A 17,208-nucleotide genomic window follows, 5' to 3' on the forward strand; every position below is an offset into this window, starting at 1 on the left:
GGAATTTGTGTGTAGATGAGCCAAGAGCAGGACGCATCAGTAGCGAGCGGAAGCAGCAGCGCCCGCCGTCCCACCGTGCTGGTCACCGGTGCCGCGGGCACCTTGGCTCGCCAGGTGATCCGCGGGTTGAAGGCGGACCACGAGGTGGTGGCGGTGGACTTCCGCTACGCCGCTCGCCTGGGGCCGCGGGTGCCCAGCTACAAGGTGGACGTGACCAAGCGCGGCTTCGAGGACGTCTTCCGCAAGCACGATATCGACGGCATCGTGCACATCGGCCGCATCGGTGAGGACTCCAGCCGCGAGAGCCGCTACAACGCGAACGTGCTGGGGTCGCGCCGCATGTTCGACCTGGCCCTGAACTACGGGGTTCGCAAGGTGGTGGTGCTCTCCACCTTCTACGTGTATGGCGCCGACGCCTACAACCCGGCGCTGCTCGATGAGGCCTCGCCCCTGAAGGCGTCCAACCTCACCATGGACCTGGTGGACAGCGTCGAACTCGAGAACCTCGCCAACATCTACCTGTGGCGCTACCCCGAGCTCGACATGACCATCCTGCGCCCTTGCCACATCGCCGGGCCCGGTGTGCGAAACACTATGAGCCTTTTGTTGTCACAGCCCATGGCGCCCTTCCTGGTGGGCTTCTCGCCGATGATGCAGTTTCTGCACGTCGACGACATGGCGCGGGCCGTGGAGATGGCCTTTCGCCATCGCGGCCGCGGCATCTACAACGTCGCCCCCCAGGACTGGCTGCCCTATCAGGATGTGCTGCGAGAGTGCGGGTGCCTCGGCTTACCCGTGCCCTCGCTCCCGCCAAATGTGCCTGCGACCCTGTCGCGCCTGATGCGGTGGAAGGCCTTCCCCAGCTTTCTGGTGGACTACTTCAAGTACCCGGTGGTGATCGATGGCGCCTTGTTCCGCAAGACCTTCGGCTTTGAGCCGGAACACTCTATGGCTGCCGTGTTCGAGCACTACCGGCACAAGAAGAAGCGTTAGTCGCGCGAGCGGAACCAACCCCTAGTGCAGCGCTTGCATCGGATCCTGGGCCTCGCCTTGCCGATCATCGGCGGCATGGTGTCGCAGAACGTCCTCAATCTCGTGGACACGGCGATGGTCGGTCGCCTGCCCGACCCGGCGGCGGCCCTGGGCGCCGTAGGGATCGGCGGCTTCGCCAACTTCGCGGCGATGGCCGTGTTGCTTGGCCTGTCCACCGGGGTGCAGGCCACGGCGGCGCGGCGCAAGGGCGAGGGCAAGTGCGATGAGATGGCGCGCCCCCTGAACGCGGGGTTGGCGATCGCCGCGGTGGCGGCGCCGGTGCTGTCCGTCATCCTCTGCCTGCTGACGCCATGGATCTACCCCTTTCTGGTGGAAGATCCCGCCGTGATCGCCCTCGGCGTGCCCTACCTGCAGATCCGCCTGCTGTCCATGGTGTTCGTGGCGATGAACTTCGCCTTCCGCGGCTACTGGAACGCCGTGGACATGGCGCGCGTGTACATGACCACGTTGGTGGTGATGCATGCGGTCAACATCGCGCTTAACTACGTGTTCATCTTCGGCCATTTCGGTGCGCCGCAGCTCGGCGTGGCCGGCGCGGGGCTGGCCTCCGCGATCTCCACCGTCGTCGGCACCAGCGTGTACGCCTACATGGGGTCGCGCCTGGCGCGGGGTGCCGGCTTCCTGCGCTTCAAGCCGAGCTGGGTGGAGGTGCGGCGTCTGATCAGCCTGTCCCTGCCGAACAGCGTGCAACAGCTGGCCTTCTCGAGCGGCATGCTGGCCACCTTTGTCATCATCGCTCGCCTCGGTACCGTCGAACTCGGGGCGGCGAACATTCTCATTAATGTGATGTTGGTGGCCCTGCTGCCGGGGATGGGCTTTGGCCTTGCCTCCGCCACCCTGGTGGGGCAGGCCCTCGGGCGCAACGATGCGGCCGACGCCGAACGCTGGGGCTGGGACGTATGTCGGGTCAGTGCCGCCGTCCTCACCCTGCTGGCAATTCCCATGTGGGTGGCCCCGCAGATGATCATCAGCCTGTTCCTGAGTGCCCAGCAGGCCGGTGGCGATGCCATCGTTGAGGCGGCAACCTTCCCCATGCGCCTCGTCGGCCTCTCGATGACCGTGGAGGCGGCCGGTATGGTGTTCATGCACTCGTTGCTCGGCGCGGGCGACACGCGGCGGGTGATGAAGGTGGCCGTACTCATGCAGTGGGGCGTCTTCCTGCCGGTCGCCTGGCTCATCGGGCCGGTGCTGGGCGGTGGACTGACAGCCGTCTGGTTCGCGCAGATCGCCTATCGCGGCGTGCAAGCCGGGGTCTTCGCCAAGTACTGGACCGATCGTCGCTGGTCGGCCGTGAACGTCTAGGACGGAGGGGGATCGCGTGGTAGACGGCCTTTCACAGTGGCACGCGGCGGGCGCTCGCGTGGAGCTCATGGGCGAGCGAGTGTTCTACCGTGATTCGAATCCCGACGGCGCCGAGGGGCTGCCGAGCCTGCTCCTCCTGCACGGCTTTCCTACCGCCTCCTGGGACTGGCGCTTCGTCTGGTCCGCCCTGGGCCGTCACTACCGCCTGATCGCGCCTGATTTTCCCGGCTTCGGCTTCTCGGCCAAGCCCGTACGCGCCTACACGATCCAGGGCCAGGCGGACGTGGCGGCTGCGCTGCTCGACAGGCTTGGGATTCAACGCGCGACCGTCCTCGCCCACGACTACGGCGACTCGGTGGCACAGGAACTGCTCGCCCGTGCCGCCTCGGGCATCGGCGCGTCGCCCGCCCTGGACGCCGTGTGCTTCTTGAACGGGGGCCTCTTCCCGGAGGCGCAGCGACCCTTGCGGATTCAACAGGTGTTGGCCGGTCCCGCCGGGCCCTGGTTGGTACACCTCGTGGACAAGCGCCGCGCGATGGCCAGCCTGCGGTCGGTGTTCGGCGAGGGCACGCGCCCGTCCGAGGGCGACCTCGAGTCCTACTGGACGCTGCTCACCCGCGAGCGAGGCCTGCGCATCGTGCCGGCGATTCTTGGGTATCTGGCTCAGCGCCGCGAGTATCGCGAGCGCTGGGTGAACGGGCTTGCGGTGGCCGATGTGCCCCTGCGCTTCGTGGTCGGCATGCGTGATCCGGTCTCCGGGGCCCCGATGGCTAGCCGTTACCGTGAACTCGTGGCCCGAGCAGATGTCATCGAGATTGAGAGCGTTGGGCACTACCCCCAGTGCGAGTCGCCGGATGCGGTGATCGACGCGATGCTGGCGTTCGCCCCCGGCGCAGCGGTTTGAGTGCCGTTCGCGGGCGGCTGAACGTGCGTTCTGCGACGCCCGACAGGGTTGCCGCCTCAGTACTCGCTGTCACCCGGTTCACGACTCCCTGACGGGCGGTCGCGCCACCGGCCCCTTGTTGTAGACTCGACGGCTTTGGCTTGCCTCACCGCACCCACAGAAGGAAAGCACGCGCGCATGACGAGGTTAACGGACCTGCGAACTCTGCAGGCGCACATTTCGCACCAGGTCATCGGCCAGGGGAAACTGGTGAATCGCCTGCTGATCACGCTCCTGTGTGATGGTCACCTGCTCGTGGAGGGCGCTCCGGGCCTCGCCAAGACGCGCGCCATCAAGGTGCTGGGGGCGGGCGTGGAGGGCGATTTCCACCGCGTCCAGTTCACCCCCGACCTGCTGCCAGCGGATCTCACGGGCACGGAGGTCTACCGCCCCCAGGACGGCTCCTTCCGTTTCCAGCCAGGCCCCCTGTTCCATAACCTGGTCCTCGCCGATGAGATCAACCGCGCTCCGGCCAAGGTGCAGTCCGCCCTGCTCGAGGCCATGGGCGAGCGGCAGATCACCGTGGGCGCCGAGACCTACCGTCTGCCCGACCTGTTCCTGGTGATGGCGACCCAGAACCCGATCGAGCAGGAGGGCACCTACCCGTTGCCCGAAGCTCAGCTGGATCGCTTTCTCATGCACCTGCGGATCGATTACCCGGATGCGGACACGGAGCGCGAGATCCTGCGCATCAACCGTGACGAGGCGCGCAGCACCGGTGGCCAGCCGAGTGCGATGCCGGCGCCGCTGTCGCAGGAGGTGGTCTTCGAGGCGCGGCGCGCGGTGCTCGACCTGCATCTGGCGCCCGCCCTAGAGGAGTATCTGATCGCCCTGGTGCTCGCGACTCGCGAACCGGGCAAGTACGACGCCGGCCTCGCGCGCATCATTCAGTACGGCGCCAGCCCACGCGCCACCATCGCTTTGGACCGCTGCGCCCGTGCCCACGCCTGGCTGCGCGGCAGCGACTTTGTCTCTCCTGACGACATTCAGGCGGTGGCGCCCGACATCCTGCGCCATCGCATCCTCCTCAGCTTCGAAGCAGAAGCGGAGGGCATGACGCCCGACGATGTCATCGACCGCCTGATCGAACTGGTGGCCGTGCCGTGACATCGTCTGCCTCGACCGCGCCAAGTGACCTCGCCTCGCGGCGCGAGCGTCTCTCCGCCGAGGCGTTGGCCGACGCCGTGGACGCCGGCGTTCGGGTGAGCACGCAGGAGCTCGTGCGCCTGCGCCACGCGGCGGGCAACCTGCCCCTGAACGCTATGCGCATCCGCGCGGCCGCTGCTGACACCCGTGCTTCGCCCTTCAAGGGGCGGGGTATGGAGTTTGAGGAATCGCGGCCCTATCAGCCGGGCGACGATCTGCGCAGCCTTGATTGGCGGGTGATGGCCCGCACCGGCAAGCCTTACACCAAGCTCTTTCGTGAGGAGCGCGAGCGTCCGGTGCTGCTCTGGGTGGATCTGCGCCGAAGCATGTTGTTCGCCACGCGGGGGGCCTTCAAGGCGGTGCTCGCGGCGCGTCTCGCCGCTGCCGTCGGTTGGTCCGCCCTGCGCCAGGGCGATCGGGTGGGAGGCTTGGTCTTCTGCGACAACAGCCACGACGAGGTGCGACCCTCGCGCGGCAAGGGGTCGGTCATGCGCCTGATCGACACCCTGAGCCATCACAGTGGCTGGTCCGCCGACCTCGATGCCACGCCCGTTGATCTCGAGGCCGCCGCTGCGCGCCTGCGCCGCGTCGCGCGCCCGGGGAGCCTAATATTTTTGCTGAGTGATTTCTACGGCCTGACGGACATGGCAGCGGCCCACCTGCAACGCACGGCGGCCCATTGCGATGTGGTGCAGGTGCAGTTCTACGATCCCCTGGAACGTGAGCTGCCGGATCCTGGCTTGTATCGGCTGCAGAGCGGTGGCGAGACGCTCACCCTCGATACGGCCGACGGCTCGCGCCGCCGTGAGTACCAGACACGTTTCGACGCCCACTGCGGGCAGGTGGAGGAACTCGCCCGTCGCCTGGCGATTTCCTCCATGCGTTGCGCGACGGACGACGACCCCATCGAGGTGGTCCGCAGCGGCTTAGGGCTGCGCGCGGGCGGGGGCGTGAGCGGATGACCGATCCGGCGGACCTCGACCTGCGCGACATTCACCTGCCGCCCGAGCTGCCCTGGTGGCCACCCGCGATCGGTTGGTGGCTGCTGGCCTTGGCCCTGATCGTGGGGGCGGTGATCCTCGCCGTCCGCTGGCATCACTATCAGGCCGAGCGCGTCCGGCGCCTGGCCCTGGCGGAGCTGGATGCCCTCGGCGAACGTTGCGCGAGTACACCTCAGCGATTGCCCGCAGAGCTCTCCACGTGGCTGCGTCGCGTCGCCCTGTCCGTGGGCGCACGGCGTGAGCTGGCGGGCCTGACGGGGCAAGCCTGGCTCGCCGCGCTCGAGCGCTTGAGTCCACGGTCGCGCCTGACGCGCGAGTTTCCCGCCCTGTTGGTCGAGGGCCCCTACGCGGGCAGCGCGCCCGCGTCGGAGGAAGAGCTGCAAGCGCTGTTGGCCGCCTGCCGGGAGTGGACCGCGAAGCTGGAGCTGCGGTCTTGATCAGCTTCGAATGGCCCCTGCTATGGCTCGCGCTGCCGCTGCCGCTGCTGGTGCGCTGGTTGGCACCGCCCGCCAACGTCAGCCAGCAGACCGCTCTGCGCGTGCCCTCGCTCACCCCGTTCCAGTCGCTCGGCGGCGGCGGGGCAGGGGTGGCGAACCTGCGCTCTTGGCCGCTGCTGGTGGCCGCCCTCGCATGGACCCTGCTGGTGGGCGCCTCGGCGCGACCGATCTGGCAGGGCGAGGCGATCTCCCTGCCGGTGAGCGGGCGCGACCTGATGATGGCCGTCGATATCTCCGGCAGCATGCAGAATCGCGACTTCCGCCTCGGCGGGCGCATGGTCGATCGCCTCGAGGCAACCAAGACCGTTGCCTCTGAGTTCATCATCCGTCGCGAAGGCGATCGGATCGGGTTAGTGCTGTTCGGGCGCCAGGCCTACCTACAGACACCGTTGACCTTCGATCGGGAGACCGTGAAGACGCTACTGGAGGAGGCCGAGGTGGGCTTCGCCGGCAAGGAGACGGCGATCGGCGATGCGATCGGCCTCTCCTTGAAGCGCCTGCGCCGAGATGCCGGCGACGACCGCGTGCTGATCCTGCTCACCGACGGCGCCAACACGGCGGGCGAACTCGATCCCCTCAAGGCAGCCGAGCTCGCCGCGAGCGAGGGTCTGCGTATCTACACGATCGGCATCGGGGCGGCGGGCCGTGCCTCGCCCTTCACCCTGCGCATGTTGCCAGGATCCGAGCTCGATGAGTCCACCCTGATCAGCATCGCCGAGACAACGGGCGGCCAGTACTTCCGCGCCCACGATACGGCGGAGCTGGCGCGCATCTACGCCTACCTCGACGAGCTCGAGAAGGTGGAGCAGGACGTGGGTGGTTTCCGACCGCGCCATGCGCTGTTCGCCTGGCCCCTGGCGGGCGCGCTTGGTTTGAGTGGTCTGTTGGCCTGGCTACGGTTTCGGTTAGCCTAGCGATGGAGCACTTTCACTTTCTCCGGCCGCTGTGGTTTCTCGCCCTTATCGCGCTGCCCCTGCTCCACCATGTGCTGCGCAACGGGGCGCTCCTGTCGAGTGCGTGGGCGCGCATCGTCGACTCCAAGCTGCTGCCCTATCTTCTGGCCGACGGGGCGAGCGCCTCGGGGCGCCGGGCCTGGGTGCTGCGTTGGTTGCCGCTGGTGGCGTTCTTCCTCGCCGTGGTCGCCCTGGCGGGGCCGGCCTGGCGAGAGCTGCCGCAGCCCGTGTTGCGCGACCAGTCCTCCCTGGTGATCGCCTTCGATCTCTCCCAGTCGATGAATGCGACGGACCTCACCCCGTCTCGCTTGGAGCGCGCCCGGCTCAAGGTGATCGACTTGCTCGATGGCCGCGAGGACGGGCAAACGGCACTGATCGCCTTCGCCGGCCTGCCCTTCATCGTCAGTCCCCTGACCTCCGATGCGGCGACGATCCAATCGCTGGTGCCCGTGCTCGAACCGGACATCATGCCCTCGGGGGGCAGTCGCGCCGACCGTGCGCTGCGCTTGGCGGGCGAGCTGATCGATGGTGGCGGCGACGGCAACGGCAACATCCTGTTGATCACCGACAACGCCATGGCGCGCGACGTGGAGGTGGCCCGAGCGCTCGCCGAACGCGGCATCCGAACGTCGGTGATGGGCGTGGGCACGCGCGAGGGGGCGCCGGTGCGCGTGAGCAACGGCGCGCTGCTCAAGGACGCCCAGGGCCGCATCGTCCACACCCGCCTCGAGGAAGACCTGCTGCGCGACATCGCCGCGGCGGGCGGTGGTCGCTACACGCGAATGAGCATCGACGATGCGGACCTCGACCGCCTGGGCGACGCGCTCGCCAGCGGCGGTCAATTCGAGAACGAGGATGCGATGAGCACGGACATTTGGCGAGAAGAGGGGCCCTGGCTGCTCCTGCCGCTGTTGCCCCTGGCCGCGCTGGTGTTTCGCCGCGGGGCCCTGGTGGTGTTGTTAGGTCTAGTGCTGTTGCCTGCGCCGCGCCCGGCCTACGCCTTCGAGTGGTCCTCCCTGTGGAGCCGCGATGACCAGCGCGGCCGCCAGGCGCTCGAGCAGGAACGCTACGACGAGGCGGGCGAACTCCTCGCCGATCCCGAGTGGAAGGCGGCCGCCTACTACCGTGGCGAGCGCTTCGAGGAAAGTGCGGGCCTGCTCGAGTCGCAGGAGGGGATTCGCGCCCTCTACAACCGCGGCACGGCGGTGGCGCGCGATGGTGATTACCGCAGCGCCATCGAGCTCTATCGCGAATTGTTGGAGCGAGATCCGGAACACGCCGACGCCCAGCACAACCTCGAGGTGCTACTCGACGAGTTGGAGCGCCAACAAGAGGAGGGCGAGGGCGAGCAGGGCGAAGAGGGCCAACAGCCACCGCAGGACAGCGACACCCAGGGCGCCCAAGGGCAGCAGGGCAGCGGCCAGGATCCGTCCTCGCGCCAGCCCCAGGGCGGCGGTAGCGGCGGCGATGATCAGGAGCAGATGGCCGATCAGCAGGAGCGCGGCGACAAGATGACGCGCGAGGAGATCGAAGCCGAAGCGGAGCGCCGCGCCGCCCAGGAACTCCCCGACGATTCCGAAGGCGAGGCGCAGGAAGAGCGCATGGCACAGGTGGGCGAGCCGAGCGACACCAGCGGTGAGGAGCGCGAGCAGCAGGCTGCGGTGGAGCAATGGCTGCGGCGTATCCCGGACGATCCGGGTGGCCTGCTTCGGCGCAAGTTTGTGTACGAGCTACAGCGCCGTCGCCAGCAAGGCGAGGTGAGTGAGGAAGATCCATGGTAGCCATCGACGACACCCCACCCGTGCCCGGCCGGGGTCAGCCCAGCCTGGGCCGTCTCTTGCTTTGGCTCGCCTGCGCCTTGCTGCTGCTGCCCGTGCTCAGCGCCCAGGCGCGCGTCGACGTGGCGGTGGATCCACCGATCCTGTCTCTCGGTGAAAGCCTGACGGTCACGTTCAGTGCCGACGAGCGGGGGCTGACCGAACCGGATTTCAGCCCCCTCGAGGAGCAGTTCGACATCCTGCGCACGAACAGCCGGGAGACCTTGCAGATCGTCAACGGGCAGGCGCAGCAGACCAAGGTGTGGCGCTTGACCCTGGTGCCGCGCGAGGAGGGGACGCTGGAGATCCCCTCGATCGAATTCGGCGGGACCCGCTCCGCCTCGCGCCGCATCACCGTGACCCCCGCGCGCAGCGAACGTCCAGGTGAGGCGGAGGTGTTCATCGAGGTGTCGGTGGAGCCGCAGGGCCCCGTGTACGTGCAATCGCAGGTGATGATGACCGTACGTCTGCACTGGGACGAAGCCGTACGCCTCAGCAACGCCACCCTCGCCAAGCCGAGCAGTCGCGACGGCGACCTGGTGGTCGAAACGGTGGCGGAAGAGCGGTCGGAGAAACGCATCGGCGAGCGGGACTACCGCGTTTTCGAGCAACGCTACGCGCTCTTCCCCCAGCGCAGCGGGCAGGTGGAGCTGGACCCGATCGTGTTCAGCGCCGACATGCGCCTGTACTACGAGCGCCCGTCCTTTCGCCGCGTGCAGTCTGAATCAGTGGTGTTGGACGTGTTGCCCGCCAACCCTGGCGGCGCGCGACCCTGGTTGCCGGCGAGTGCGATCACCCTCGAGCAGTCCTTCCCCGATGCGCAGGACGGCGGTGAACTCGTCGGACGGGTCGGCGAACCGGTGACGAGGGCCGTCACCCTCAACGCCCTCGGCCTGACCTCCGCCCAATTGCCGGAGGTGCAGATACCGGTGCCTGAGGGGTTCAAGGTCTATCCCGATCAGCCGACCTTCGATCAGCGCGTCGCCCTGGAGGGGATCCTGGGCGAGCGCGTGGAGCGCTTGGCCATGCTACCGACGGCCGCGGGCGTCTTCGAATTGCCAGCCGTGGAACTCGAATGGTGGGACGTGGCCGCCGACCTACCGCGCACGGCGCGCCTCGAGCCCGTGCGCATTCGGGTGCTGCCCGCCGTCGGTGACGGCCAGGGCGGCGATGTGGCCGGAGATGGTGGCGCTGTGACCGCTGGCGCTAATGGCGCCGATAGCCTTGGCAGCTCACCCCTCACAGGTGGCCCGGCCTCGGTCGGCGTACGCTACGAGCCGGGAATGTGGCCCTGGCTGGCGCTGATCATGGCCTTCGGGTGGGCGGCCACCGGTGGGTTCTGGTGGCAGAGTCGGCGCGCGCCAGGCGCCGGTGCCGGGGAACAGGCGCCGGAGGTTCGCGCGGGTAGTGAATCCCTGGCGGCCTCGCTCAAGCGATTACGTGCCGCCGTGCAGGCCGGGGACCCCGGGCAGGTGCGTCTGGCGACGTTGCACTGGGCGCGAGCCCGTTGGCCGAACCACGGCGTGCGCGACCTGATCGACGTTCGCCGTCTCGGTGGCGAGGCGCTCGCCGACGCCCTGGACGCGATGGACGCCGCGCGCTACGGCAGCGGCGAGCAGGCCGAGGGGGCTATGCAGCGCCTGCTCGAGCAAGCGGATGCGCTTTCGGCGCGCACGTCGCGGGAAGTCGCGGGAACCGGGCAGCTCGAGCCGCTCTACCGCTAGCTCAGGATACTAGTGGCCGCCACCCCTGCCGGCCGCACGCGACCAGGCAGGGGCGGGCGACCTCATTCCCTTGCCTTCCCTTTGGCTCAGGGGTTCACGCCGATCGGTGTCTCAGCCACCACGGCGGCCGTGTCCTCGGCGTCGTCGGGATTGCCGTTGTCATCCACATCGCCCGGGCCCCCACAGGTGGGGTGACCGAAGCCGCTGGCGCTGGCGCCATCCGCATCCAGGTCGAAGATGACGTTGTCGGCCGAGACGCCGTTCGCATCCCCCACGCCGCCCGGCACGAAGTCCAAGCCCAGCGCATCGCGCGTACGCCAGGCGATGTTGTGGTCGGCGCAGGAGGTGTCACCGCTCACGCCGATGGCCCCGACCAGCGTGCCCTCTTCGTTGTAGAGCGCCAGGCCGCCGCCGAAGACGTTCACGCCGCCGATGAGCGAACCCACCATCGGGTCCTGCACGGTGCCGTAGTTCACCACCTCGGCCGTGTTCAGCCCCAGGGCGCGGGCGCCACCGTAGGCTGTCTGCGGATCGACGGGGTTGGAGAACTGCAGGCCGAAGAGGCTGCCGCCCGGTTGCGTGGCGGCCCAGAGGTTGGCCGTGGACAGGGCCAGCCCCGGCAAGCTGAAGGCGTTCGCCGTGTTGGCCTTCTGTGCCGAGATGACGCGCGAGCCGGGCCACTGGTCGCCGCGGTCGGCGCCGCTGCGGGCGACGGCGCAGACGATACCGTCGCGGTCGACGATGCTCGCCCACATGTTGAGATCGAATCCACCGTTCGGCGTGCCGCTGGTCGGTGCCACCGAGGCCTGCAATGCAGCAGTGAGCGCTGCATGGTCGGGCAGGTCGTCGCAGGCGGCGTGGGCGCCCAGGCTCAGGGAACCGATCGCCAGTCCGGAGAGAATCGCGGAAATCGACTGTTGCATCGAGTATTTCCTTCTACTACTTGATTTGATAACAGAACAACGCCGCCGACAGGCAGCGTGTAGAAGCGATAGCAAACGATCAACACTGCTATCGCCTGAGATTATGTGCCGCATGCGGCAGATTCGTCGCACCCGGTGGGTCATTTGTTTGGCATTTGGCTTAGACGGTTTCCACGTTCATCACCACGCGAATTACCACGGTGGGGCCCTATCGTCCGCTGCTCATGCGTTGCTGCGGTGCGAAGCCTGAAGGAAGCTGATTCGCCGAACACCCGCGCACGCCCTTACGAACACAGGTCGGATAGCGAGGTTGAGCGATGCGCCATCTACGGCAACGATCCGCGGGCCTTCCGCAGCTCGACGGTGGACTCTTCTTCACCGACGGCGGGCTCGAGACGGACATGATCTTCAATCACGGTCTCGAGCTGCCGGCCTTCGCAGCGCACACGCTGCTTCAGGACGCGGTCGGCCGCGCAGCCCTCGTGCGCTACTGGCGTGGCTTTCTCGCCCTCGCCCAGCTGACGGGCCACGGGTTCATCCTCGACTGCGCCACCTGGCGCGCAAGCCGGGCCTGGGCCGATGCGCTTCAGTGCACGCCGGAGCGCCTGGCCGCGGCCAACCGCGAGGCCGTTCACTTCGCGGCGGAGTTGCGGGATGAGTTCGCCGCCAACCGAGGCGCCATCGTCCTGAATGGGCTGATCGGCCCCCGCGATGACGCCTACGCGCCCGAGGCGTGGATCGATGCGGAGGACTCCGCGGCCTACCACAGCGAGCAGATCGGGTGGCTCGCCAGCACGGAGGTGGACATGGTCTCGGCCCTGACCATGACCCACAGCGGGGAGGCGGTGGGCGTCGTGCGGGCAGCGGCGCGCACGGGGCTGCCCGTGGTCATCTCCTTCACCGTGGAGACGGACGGTTGCTTACCGTCGGGCGAGAGCCTGGCGGAGGCGATCGGCGAGACGGACGCGCAGACGGACGGGTTTGCGTCCTACTTCATGATCAACTGCGCCCATCCCGAGCATTTCGAAGAGGCCTTGGCCGGGTGTCGCCTCGCCCGGCGCGTTCGCGGGCTTCGCTGCAACGCCTCGCGCTGTAGCCACGAGGCCCTGGAGCAGGCCACTTCCCTCGACGCGGGTTGCCCCGACGAACTGGCCGGTGCCTACGCGCGCCTGCGCGGGAGCCATCCCTGGTTGAACGTGTTCGGTGGGTGCTGCGGTACCGACCTTCGCCACATCACCGCCATGACCGGTGTGCTGGCGCGGGACGAGCAGCCACTCGTGGTGGACGCTTAAGGATCAGGCCCTAGGAGGGCTCGCGGGCGCGCTCGCCGGGTTCAGGGCGGCTCAGCACGTAGGTGGCACTAGCGCTGAGTACCAGTGCCTGGATCGCGAGCACCGTAGGGGCAACACCTAATGCTAGCGATAGGGCAAAGATGGCCATCATCGAGATGGCCGCCGTCACCTTGGCACGGCGAGAGATGGCGCCCTCGCGCTGCCAGTCGCGGATAATGGGCCCGAACAGGGCATGCCCCAGGAGCCAGTCGTGGCAACGGCGCGAGGAGCGCGCGAAGGCGTAGGCGGCGAGCAGGACGAAGGGGGTGGTGGGTAGCAGCGGAAGCACCACGCCCACGGCCCCCAGGGCGAGGGCGCTCAGGCCGACGGCGAACCAGATCATGCGCATCATCGCGAGCGGTCCACCGCAGCGGTGGTCACAGCACGTGCACCGGGTCGCCGACGTGCAAGGTGCCGGTGCCTGCGTAGAGCAGGTTCTGGCCGAAGTAGACCTTGCGATCCTCGGCGCGCCGGTAGGAGGCGAGGGCGCGCAGGAGCTCCGGGTGGCGCTCGCCCGTGCGTTGGTCGAGGGCGGGCACGGTGCAGCGGTCGCAGGGTTTGGCCACGGTGAGGGTCATCTCGCCGATCCGCAGCTGCTGCCAATCGTCCTCGGCGTGGGCGGCGCACCCGGCCACCACGAGGTTGGGGCGAAAGCGATCCAGGCCCACGGAGGTGCTGAGGCGAGCGTTCAGCTCATCCAGGGATGCGGCTGACACCAGCAGCAGGGGATAGCCGTCCGCGAGGCTCACCGTCTCGCCCGCCTTGGCGTAGGCAGGGTTGACCAGCCGCCGCGCATCATCGGGCAGGTACACCAGGCGCAGGGGGCGATCGAGGCGTGCGCTGAACCATGCTGCCGCCTCGTCATCAGCATCGCAGGCGCCCACCGTGTCGTTCCAGATGGTCACCTCACGTGGCGCCGAGGTGGGGAACGGGACCTCGAGGATGTCGACGTCGTCGTAGCTCAAGCGCAGCCCCTCGGCCGTCGGCAGAGCCGCCACGCGGGCGAGGCCCGGCAGCTGGCGTTGGGTGACGAACTGGCCTTCCGGATCGACCAGCATCCAGCGGCGGTCGCCGCTCGGGCCGAAGCGATCCAAGGCCGTGCTGGTCAGGGTGGTGCCGCGACCTCCCTTCAGGGGGTAGATGTGTATCGAGGAGAGCGTGTACATCGCGCGGTGCGTCGCCTGCGGGGTCTTTGAGGCCAAAGTCCCGGCCACGATACGCCCCGAGTGTCGAAAAGGCAGGGCCTTGGGTTCGATTTTCGCAGCCAGGGGCGACGGCGCGCCGTCGACGCAGGGCAAAAAGAAGGCCCGCAAGCGTCGCTTGCGAGCCTTCTCGGTACCGAGGGGTGATCGCTATCGCCAGCGTTCACCCGTTGGCTTCAGGCCCGTGGGCCCTTAGTCACAGACGTTCGGCACACCGCTCGGCCCGGGGGCAGCGCCGACCAGGGAGCGGAACACGCGGAAGTCGAACCCGTTGGTGATGCCATCACCGTTGAAGTCCGTGTCCGCGTTGTCCGTGCCGAAGTTGTCGCGGAAGATCTGGAAGTCGGCGCCATCGACGAAGCAGCTCTGATTGAAGTCTGCGTCGCAGATGTTGCCGATGCCGTCACCGTCCGTATCGCGCTGGGTCGGGTTACGGCGCAGGGTGCAGTTGTCCTGATCGTCAGGAATACCGTCCATGTCCGTGTCCGTCGGATCGCCACCGCCTTCGGTGACCGGCGTCAGGCACCACTCGTTTAGGGTACCCGTGTCCTGACCGGCCGCGTCGGTGACCAGCAGGCGCCAGGTGCCGGAGAGGTCCTGGCCGTCCAGGGCGCTCAGGGGCGAGTTCGGCGTGAAGCTGCCGTCGATGGTGGGGATGCCCGCCGCACACTCGTCTTCGATCGGCGAGGCCGCTTCGTCGTCGAGGGTGGCCGCGATGTCATCACCGCCGCAACCGAAGCCCGTGTCCACCCGTCCCGGACGATCCATCAGCGCGACGCTGATGCCCGAGTCCACGTGGGTCAGCGTGGCGCTCAAGTCGCCCACGAAGGTGTGGGTGATGTCGAGGAACACGTTGAGGTCCGTGAGCGTGCCACCCTCGGCCACCACCAACTCGTCCGTGACACCGGCCGGGTTGTTGTCGGGGATGCCTGCGCCCGGCGTCGAGCAGATGAACGCACCGGTGGTGAAGCGGAAGGCGGCGGAGTAGGTGCCGTTACCGCATTCGTTGACTGCGCGCACGCGCCAGAAGTAAGTGGTGGCGCTCTGCAGGTTGCCTTCGAGGCGGTAGCTGGTGCCCTCCACCGTGGCGGCGAAGTCGACGCTCGCGAAGGTTGGATCGTCGTCGATCTCGATCTCGTAGGCAGCCGCTTGCGCCACCGCGTTCCAGGTGAACTCCGGTGCCAGGGCCTGGTCACCCGCGCCGTCTCCCGGCATGGACAGACCCGGGGCCACCGGTACGTCGTCGAACACGGTGAGGCCGACGCCGATCTCACGATCGTCCGACCCGGTCGCCGAGCCCACGATGGAGAAGCTGACATCGCCGGCGGGAACGTTGCCAACCGTGACAGACGCCGTGCTGGTGCCGGGCGGGATCACGGGGTTGGTCGAGAAGGTGCCCGTGATGCCGTTCGGCAGATTGGCGTAGGACAGGGCGACCGGCTCGGAGAAGCCCTGAATCTGAATCACATCGACCGTGATGTCCTGCAGGTCATCAGGCGCGCAGACAGCCTGGGAGAGCGGGCTGCCGGAGAGGGAGAAGCCAGGGCCGGCACCCACGTTCAGCAGGTTGGCGGCGAAGACGTCTTTCATGTTCGGCGGGCCATCGCGGTTGTCGGTCCACACGCTGATGATGCGCTCGCCGATCACCGTGACACCGTTGTAGTCGCCCCATTCCTGACCGTCCGTGAGGTTGGCGGAGGTCTCACCGGAGACGCGCGTGAGCTCGTTCCAGGTGACGCCGCCATCCGCGGAGAAGGTGTAGTAGAGGTCGACGCCCGTGCGGTTCTCGGAGTTACGAGTGTCGTAGAACACCACGTGGACGGTGCCGTTCTCATCGACCGTCAGCCACTGGTTGTAGCGGTCGACGGTGAGCACGTCGCTGGTGGGGTGCGGGAAGCTCTCGTTCCAGGTGGCACCGCCGTCGCGGGAGTAGGCCACGTGCACCTGGTTGTTGTTGGCCTGCGGGTTGCTGTCCACCTCCGGGCGGAAGGTGTCCGTCCAGGCCACGTAGATGCTGCCGTCGAAGGCGCCGCCGGAGCGGTCAGCGTCGGCGGACGCGTAGATCCACGAACGACGGCTCTCCATCGAAGGCACGGGCCAGTCGAAGGAGCCGTTGGTGGTGGCCACGGTGAACGGCGCGTCGAAGGTCACACCGCCGTCCGTGGACTTCAGCATGATGATCTCGCGCTCGTTGAAGGCACCGTAGAAGTGGTAGACGTTACCGGCCGAGTCGGTGGTGACGTCGCTGCCGATGCCGCGCGGCGCGCCAGGGAAGGCCTGGATGTCCCAGGTGGCCCCCTGGTTTTCCGAGCGGGCGAACTGCATCACGTTACCGTTGTGGTAGGAGATGTAGACGTTGTCCTGGTGCGGCGAGGTGGGGGAGCGGTCGACGTGGAGGAATTCCTTGTCACTGCCCGAGGCCGTGAGGTCGAAGCGATCGACCCAGGTCTGGCCGGCGTCGAAGGAGCGCCAGAAGGACACCCCGATGGCGCCGCTCAAGGCCGCCACGTAGGCCACGGAGCCGTCCGCGGACCAGCCGATGGTGGGGTCACAGCAGGTGAAGGGCAGGACGCCCTGGATGGTCCAGGTGTCGCCGCCGTCGCTCGAGAAGTACATCTCCTGGCCGCCGGCGTTGTTCGAGCCAGCGATCACCTGCATTGGGTTCACGGGGTTGACCTCGACGGTTACCTCGTTCGCACCCAACACCTGGTTTAGCTGCAGCTCCCCCTCCACCGGTACCGGCACCTTGGGTGCGGGCGGCTGCGCGGCGGTGTTGCTGTTGCGCAGGCCACCGTAGCGCAGCTGGAACAGCGGCACGGCAGCGCGCGGGTACTGCACCATACCCTTGCGCGGCAGATCCATCTCACGGCGCAGTTCCACGCGGAAGAAGGCCGGGATGGGAATGTTCAGCTCCGCCTCGTTGTCGGCGAGCAAGGCGAGGTCTTCCAGCGTGAGCTGGTAGTTGCGTTGGTCCCAGGGACCGAACTTCATGAGGTCCGTGTAGCGAACCCGTTGGTCGGCACCGAGCTCTTGGCGGATCACAGGGTCCGCGGCGAGCGCCGGCAAGGCGAGTGCGAGGAAGGCGGCGCCGAGCGCAGCCCTTCGAATAGCGTGAAGCAAGATGGTGACTCCCCCGTCCGGTTCCGTCCGGACTTCCTTTCAAGTTGTTGTATTGGCCGACGATGTACGCGTGGCGAGAGGCCACTACACCGCTAGGCGATGGCCAGGGTAGGGGGCCTCCAAGGGGGGTGTCAAACGTCGGCGAGGCATGCCGCAGTGCCACCTTGCCCGCATTGGTCAGATTCGCTCATCGCCA

Annotated in this window: 14 protein-coding genes; 10 read left to right on the forward strand and 4 right to left on the reverse strand. The window is 67.8% G+C overall.

The features are described 5' to 3' along the window. Positions 1–15: 15 nt before the first annotated feature. The 9 genes from AAF184_08190 to AAF184_08230 all read left to right on the forward strand — a co-directional run bounded on the left by AAF184_08190 (position 16) and on the right by AAF184_08230 (position 10,436). Positions 16–993 (forward strand): SDR family oxidoreductase, encoded by a 978-nt coding sequence (locus AAF184_08190; protein MEO0422298.1) that lies wholly within the window; start codon positions 16–18, stop codon positions 991–993. Positions 994–1,026: 33 nt separating this feature from the next. Beyond that, complete coding sequence (locus tag AAF184_08195; protein MEO0422299.1) at positions 1,027–2,355, forward strand: MATE family efflux transporter; 1,329 nt, start codon at positions 1,027–1,029, stop codon at positions 2,353–2,355. Between the two features lie 16 nt (positions 2,356–2,371). Next, positions 2,372–3,259: an alpha/beta hydrolase gene (locus AAF184_08200; protein ID MEO0422300.1), complete on the forward strand. Its 888-nt coding sequence runs from the start codon at positions 2,372–2,374 to the stop codon at positions 3,257–3,259. Between the two features lie 177 nt (positions 3,260–3,436). Further along, on the forward strand, positions 3,437–4,405 hold the full coding sequence (locus AAF184_08205) for a MoxR family ATPase (protein MEO0422301.1): 969 nt from the start codon (positions 3,437–3,439) through the stop codon (positions 4,403–4,405). Further along, the gene (locus AAF184_08210) at positions 4,402–5,406 is read left to right on the forward strand and encodes a DUF58 domain-containing protein (protein MEO0422302.1); all 1,005 of its coding nucleotides are present in this window, start codon (positions 4,402–4,404) and stop codon (positions 5,404–5,406) included. The genes AAF184_08205 and AAF184_08210 overlap by 4 nt, the downstream gene beginning before the upstream one ends. After that, complete coding sequence (locus tag AAF184_08215) at positions 5,403–5,882, forward strand: DUF4381 domain-containing protein (GenBank protein ID MEO0422303.1); 480 nt, start codon at positions 5,403–5,405, stop codon at positions 5,880–5,882. Before AAF184_08210 ends, AAF184_08215 begins: the two co-directional genes overlap by 4 nt. Then, positions 5,879–6,856, forward strand: a complete 978-nt coding sequence (locus AAF184_08220) for a VWA domain-containing protein (GenBank protein MEO0422304.1) — start codon at positions 5,879–5,881, stop codon at positions 6,854–6,856. The genes AAF184_08215 and AAF184_08220 overlap by 4 nt, the downstream gene beginning before the upstream one ends. Positions 6,857–6,858: 2 nt before the next feature. Then, the gene (locus tag AAF184_08225; protein ID MEO0422305.1) at positions 6,859–8,676 is read left to right on the forward strand and encodes a VWA domain-containing protein; all 1,818 of its coding nucleotides are present in this window, start codon (positions 6,859–6,861) and stop codon (positions 8,674–8,676) included. After that, complete coding sequence (locus tag AAF184_08230; protein MEO0422306.1) at positions 8,670–10,436, forward strand: BatD family protein; 1,767 nt, start codon at positions 8,670–8,672, stop codon at positions 10,434–10,436. The genes AAF184_08225 and AAF184_08230 overlap by 7 nt, the downstream gene beginning before the upstream one ends. An 86-nt stretch (positions 10,437–10,522) precedes the next feature. On the opposite strand, the gene AAF184_08235 is transcribed toward AAF184_08230, so the two are convergent. Further along, positions 10,523–11,359: a heme-binding protein gene (locus AAF184_08235; protein MEO0422307.1), complete on the reverse strand. Its 837-nt coding sequence runs from the start codon at positions 11,357–11,359 to the stop codon at positions 10,523–10,525. A 317-nt stretch (positions 11,360–11,676) separates the two neighbouring features. Between AAF184_08235 and AAF184_08240 the strand changes: the two genes are divergently transcribed. Further along, positions 11,677–12,651: a homocysteine S-methyltransferase family protein gene (locus AAF184_08240; GenBank protein ID MEO0422308.1), complete on the forward strand. Its 975-nt coding sequence runs from the start codon at positions 11,677–11,679 to the stop codon at positions 12,649–12,651. A 10-nt stretch (positions 12,652–12,661) separates the two neighbouring features. On the opposite strand, the gene AAF184_08245 is transcribed toward AAF184_08240, so the two are convergent. From AAF184_08245 to AAF184_08255, 3 genes are all read right to left on the reverse strand, one after another. Then, entirely contained in the window at positions 12,662–13,039 is a 378-nt protein-coding gene (locus AAF184_08245) for a YbaN family protein (protein ID MEO0422309.1), read from the reverse strand. A gap of 28 nt (positions 13,040–13,067) precedes the next feature. Continuing rightward, positions 13,068–13,856, reverse strand: coding sequence for an MOSC N-terminal beta barrel domain-containing protein (locus tag AAF184_08250; GenBank protein ID MEO0422310.1), 789 nt, complete (start codon positions 13,854–13,856; stop codon positions 13,068–13,070). 228 nt (positions 13,857–14,084) lie between these two features. After that, positions 14,085–17,012 (reverse strand): proprotein convertase P-domain-containing protein, encoded by a 2,928-nt coding sequence (locus AAF184_08255; protein MEO0422311.1) that lies wholly within the window; start codon positions 17,010–17,012, stop codon positions 14,085–14,087. Between the last annotated feature and the right edge of the window lie 196 nt (positions 17,013–17,208).

It is taken from the genome of Pseudomonadota bacterium (assembly GCA_039815145.1).
In the GTDB taxonomy this organism is placed as follows: domain Bacteria; phylum Pseudomonadota; class Gammaproteobacteria; order Steroidobacterales; family JBCBZW01; genus JBCBZW01.

Bases quoted from the DNA above. Each gene is read 5' to 3' on its own strand.
- AAF184_08215 (MEO0422303.1), top strand. From the start codon at position 5,403: ATGACCGATCCGGCGGACCTCGACCTGCGCGACATTCACCTGCCGCCC.
- AAF184_08230 (MEO0422306.1), top strand. From the start codon at position 8,670: ATGGTAGCCATCGACGACACCCCACCCGTGCCCGGCCGGGGTCAGCCC.
- AAF184_08205 (MEO0422301.1), top strand. From the start codon at position 3,437: ATGACGAGGTTAACGGACCTGCGAACTCTGCAGGCGCACATTTCGCAC.
- AAF184_08250 (MEO0422310.1), bottom strand. From the start codon at position 13,856: ATGTACACGCTCTCCTCGATACACATCTACCCCCTGAAGGGAGGTCGC.
- AAF184_08240 (MEO0422308.1), top strand. From the start codon at position 11,677: ATGCGCCATCTACGGCAACGATCCGCGGGCCTTCCGCAGCTCGACGGT.
- AAF184_08235 (MEO0422307.1), bottom strand. From the start codon at position 11,359: ATGCAACAGTCGATTTCCGCGATTCTCTCCGGACTGGCGATCGGTTCC.
- AAF184_08190 (MEO0422298.1), top strand. From the start codon at position 16: ATGAGCCAAGAGCAGGACGCATCAGTAGCGAGCGGAAGCAGCAGCGCC.
- AAF184_08245 (MEO0422309.1), bottom strand. From the start codon at position 13,039: ATGCGCATGATCTGGTTCGCCGTCGGCCTGAGCGCCCTCGCCCTGGGG.
- AAF184_08225 (MEO0422305.1), top strand. From the start codon at position 6,859: ATGGAGCACTTTCACTTTCTCCGGCCGCTGTGGTTTCTCGCCCTTATC.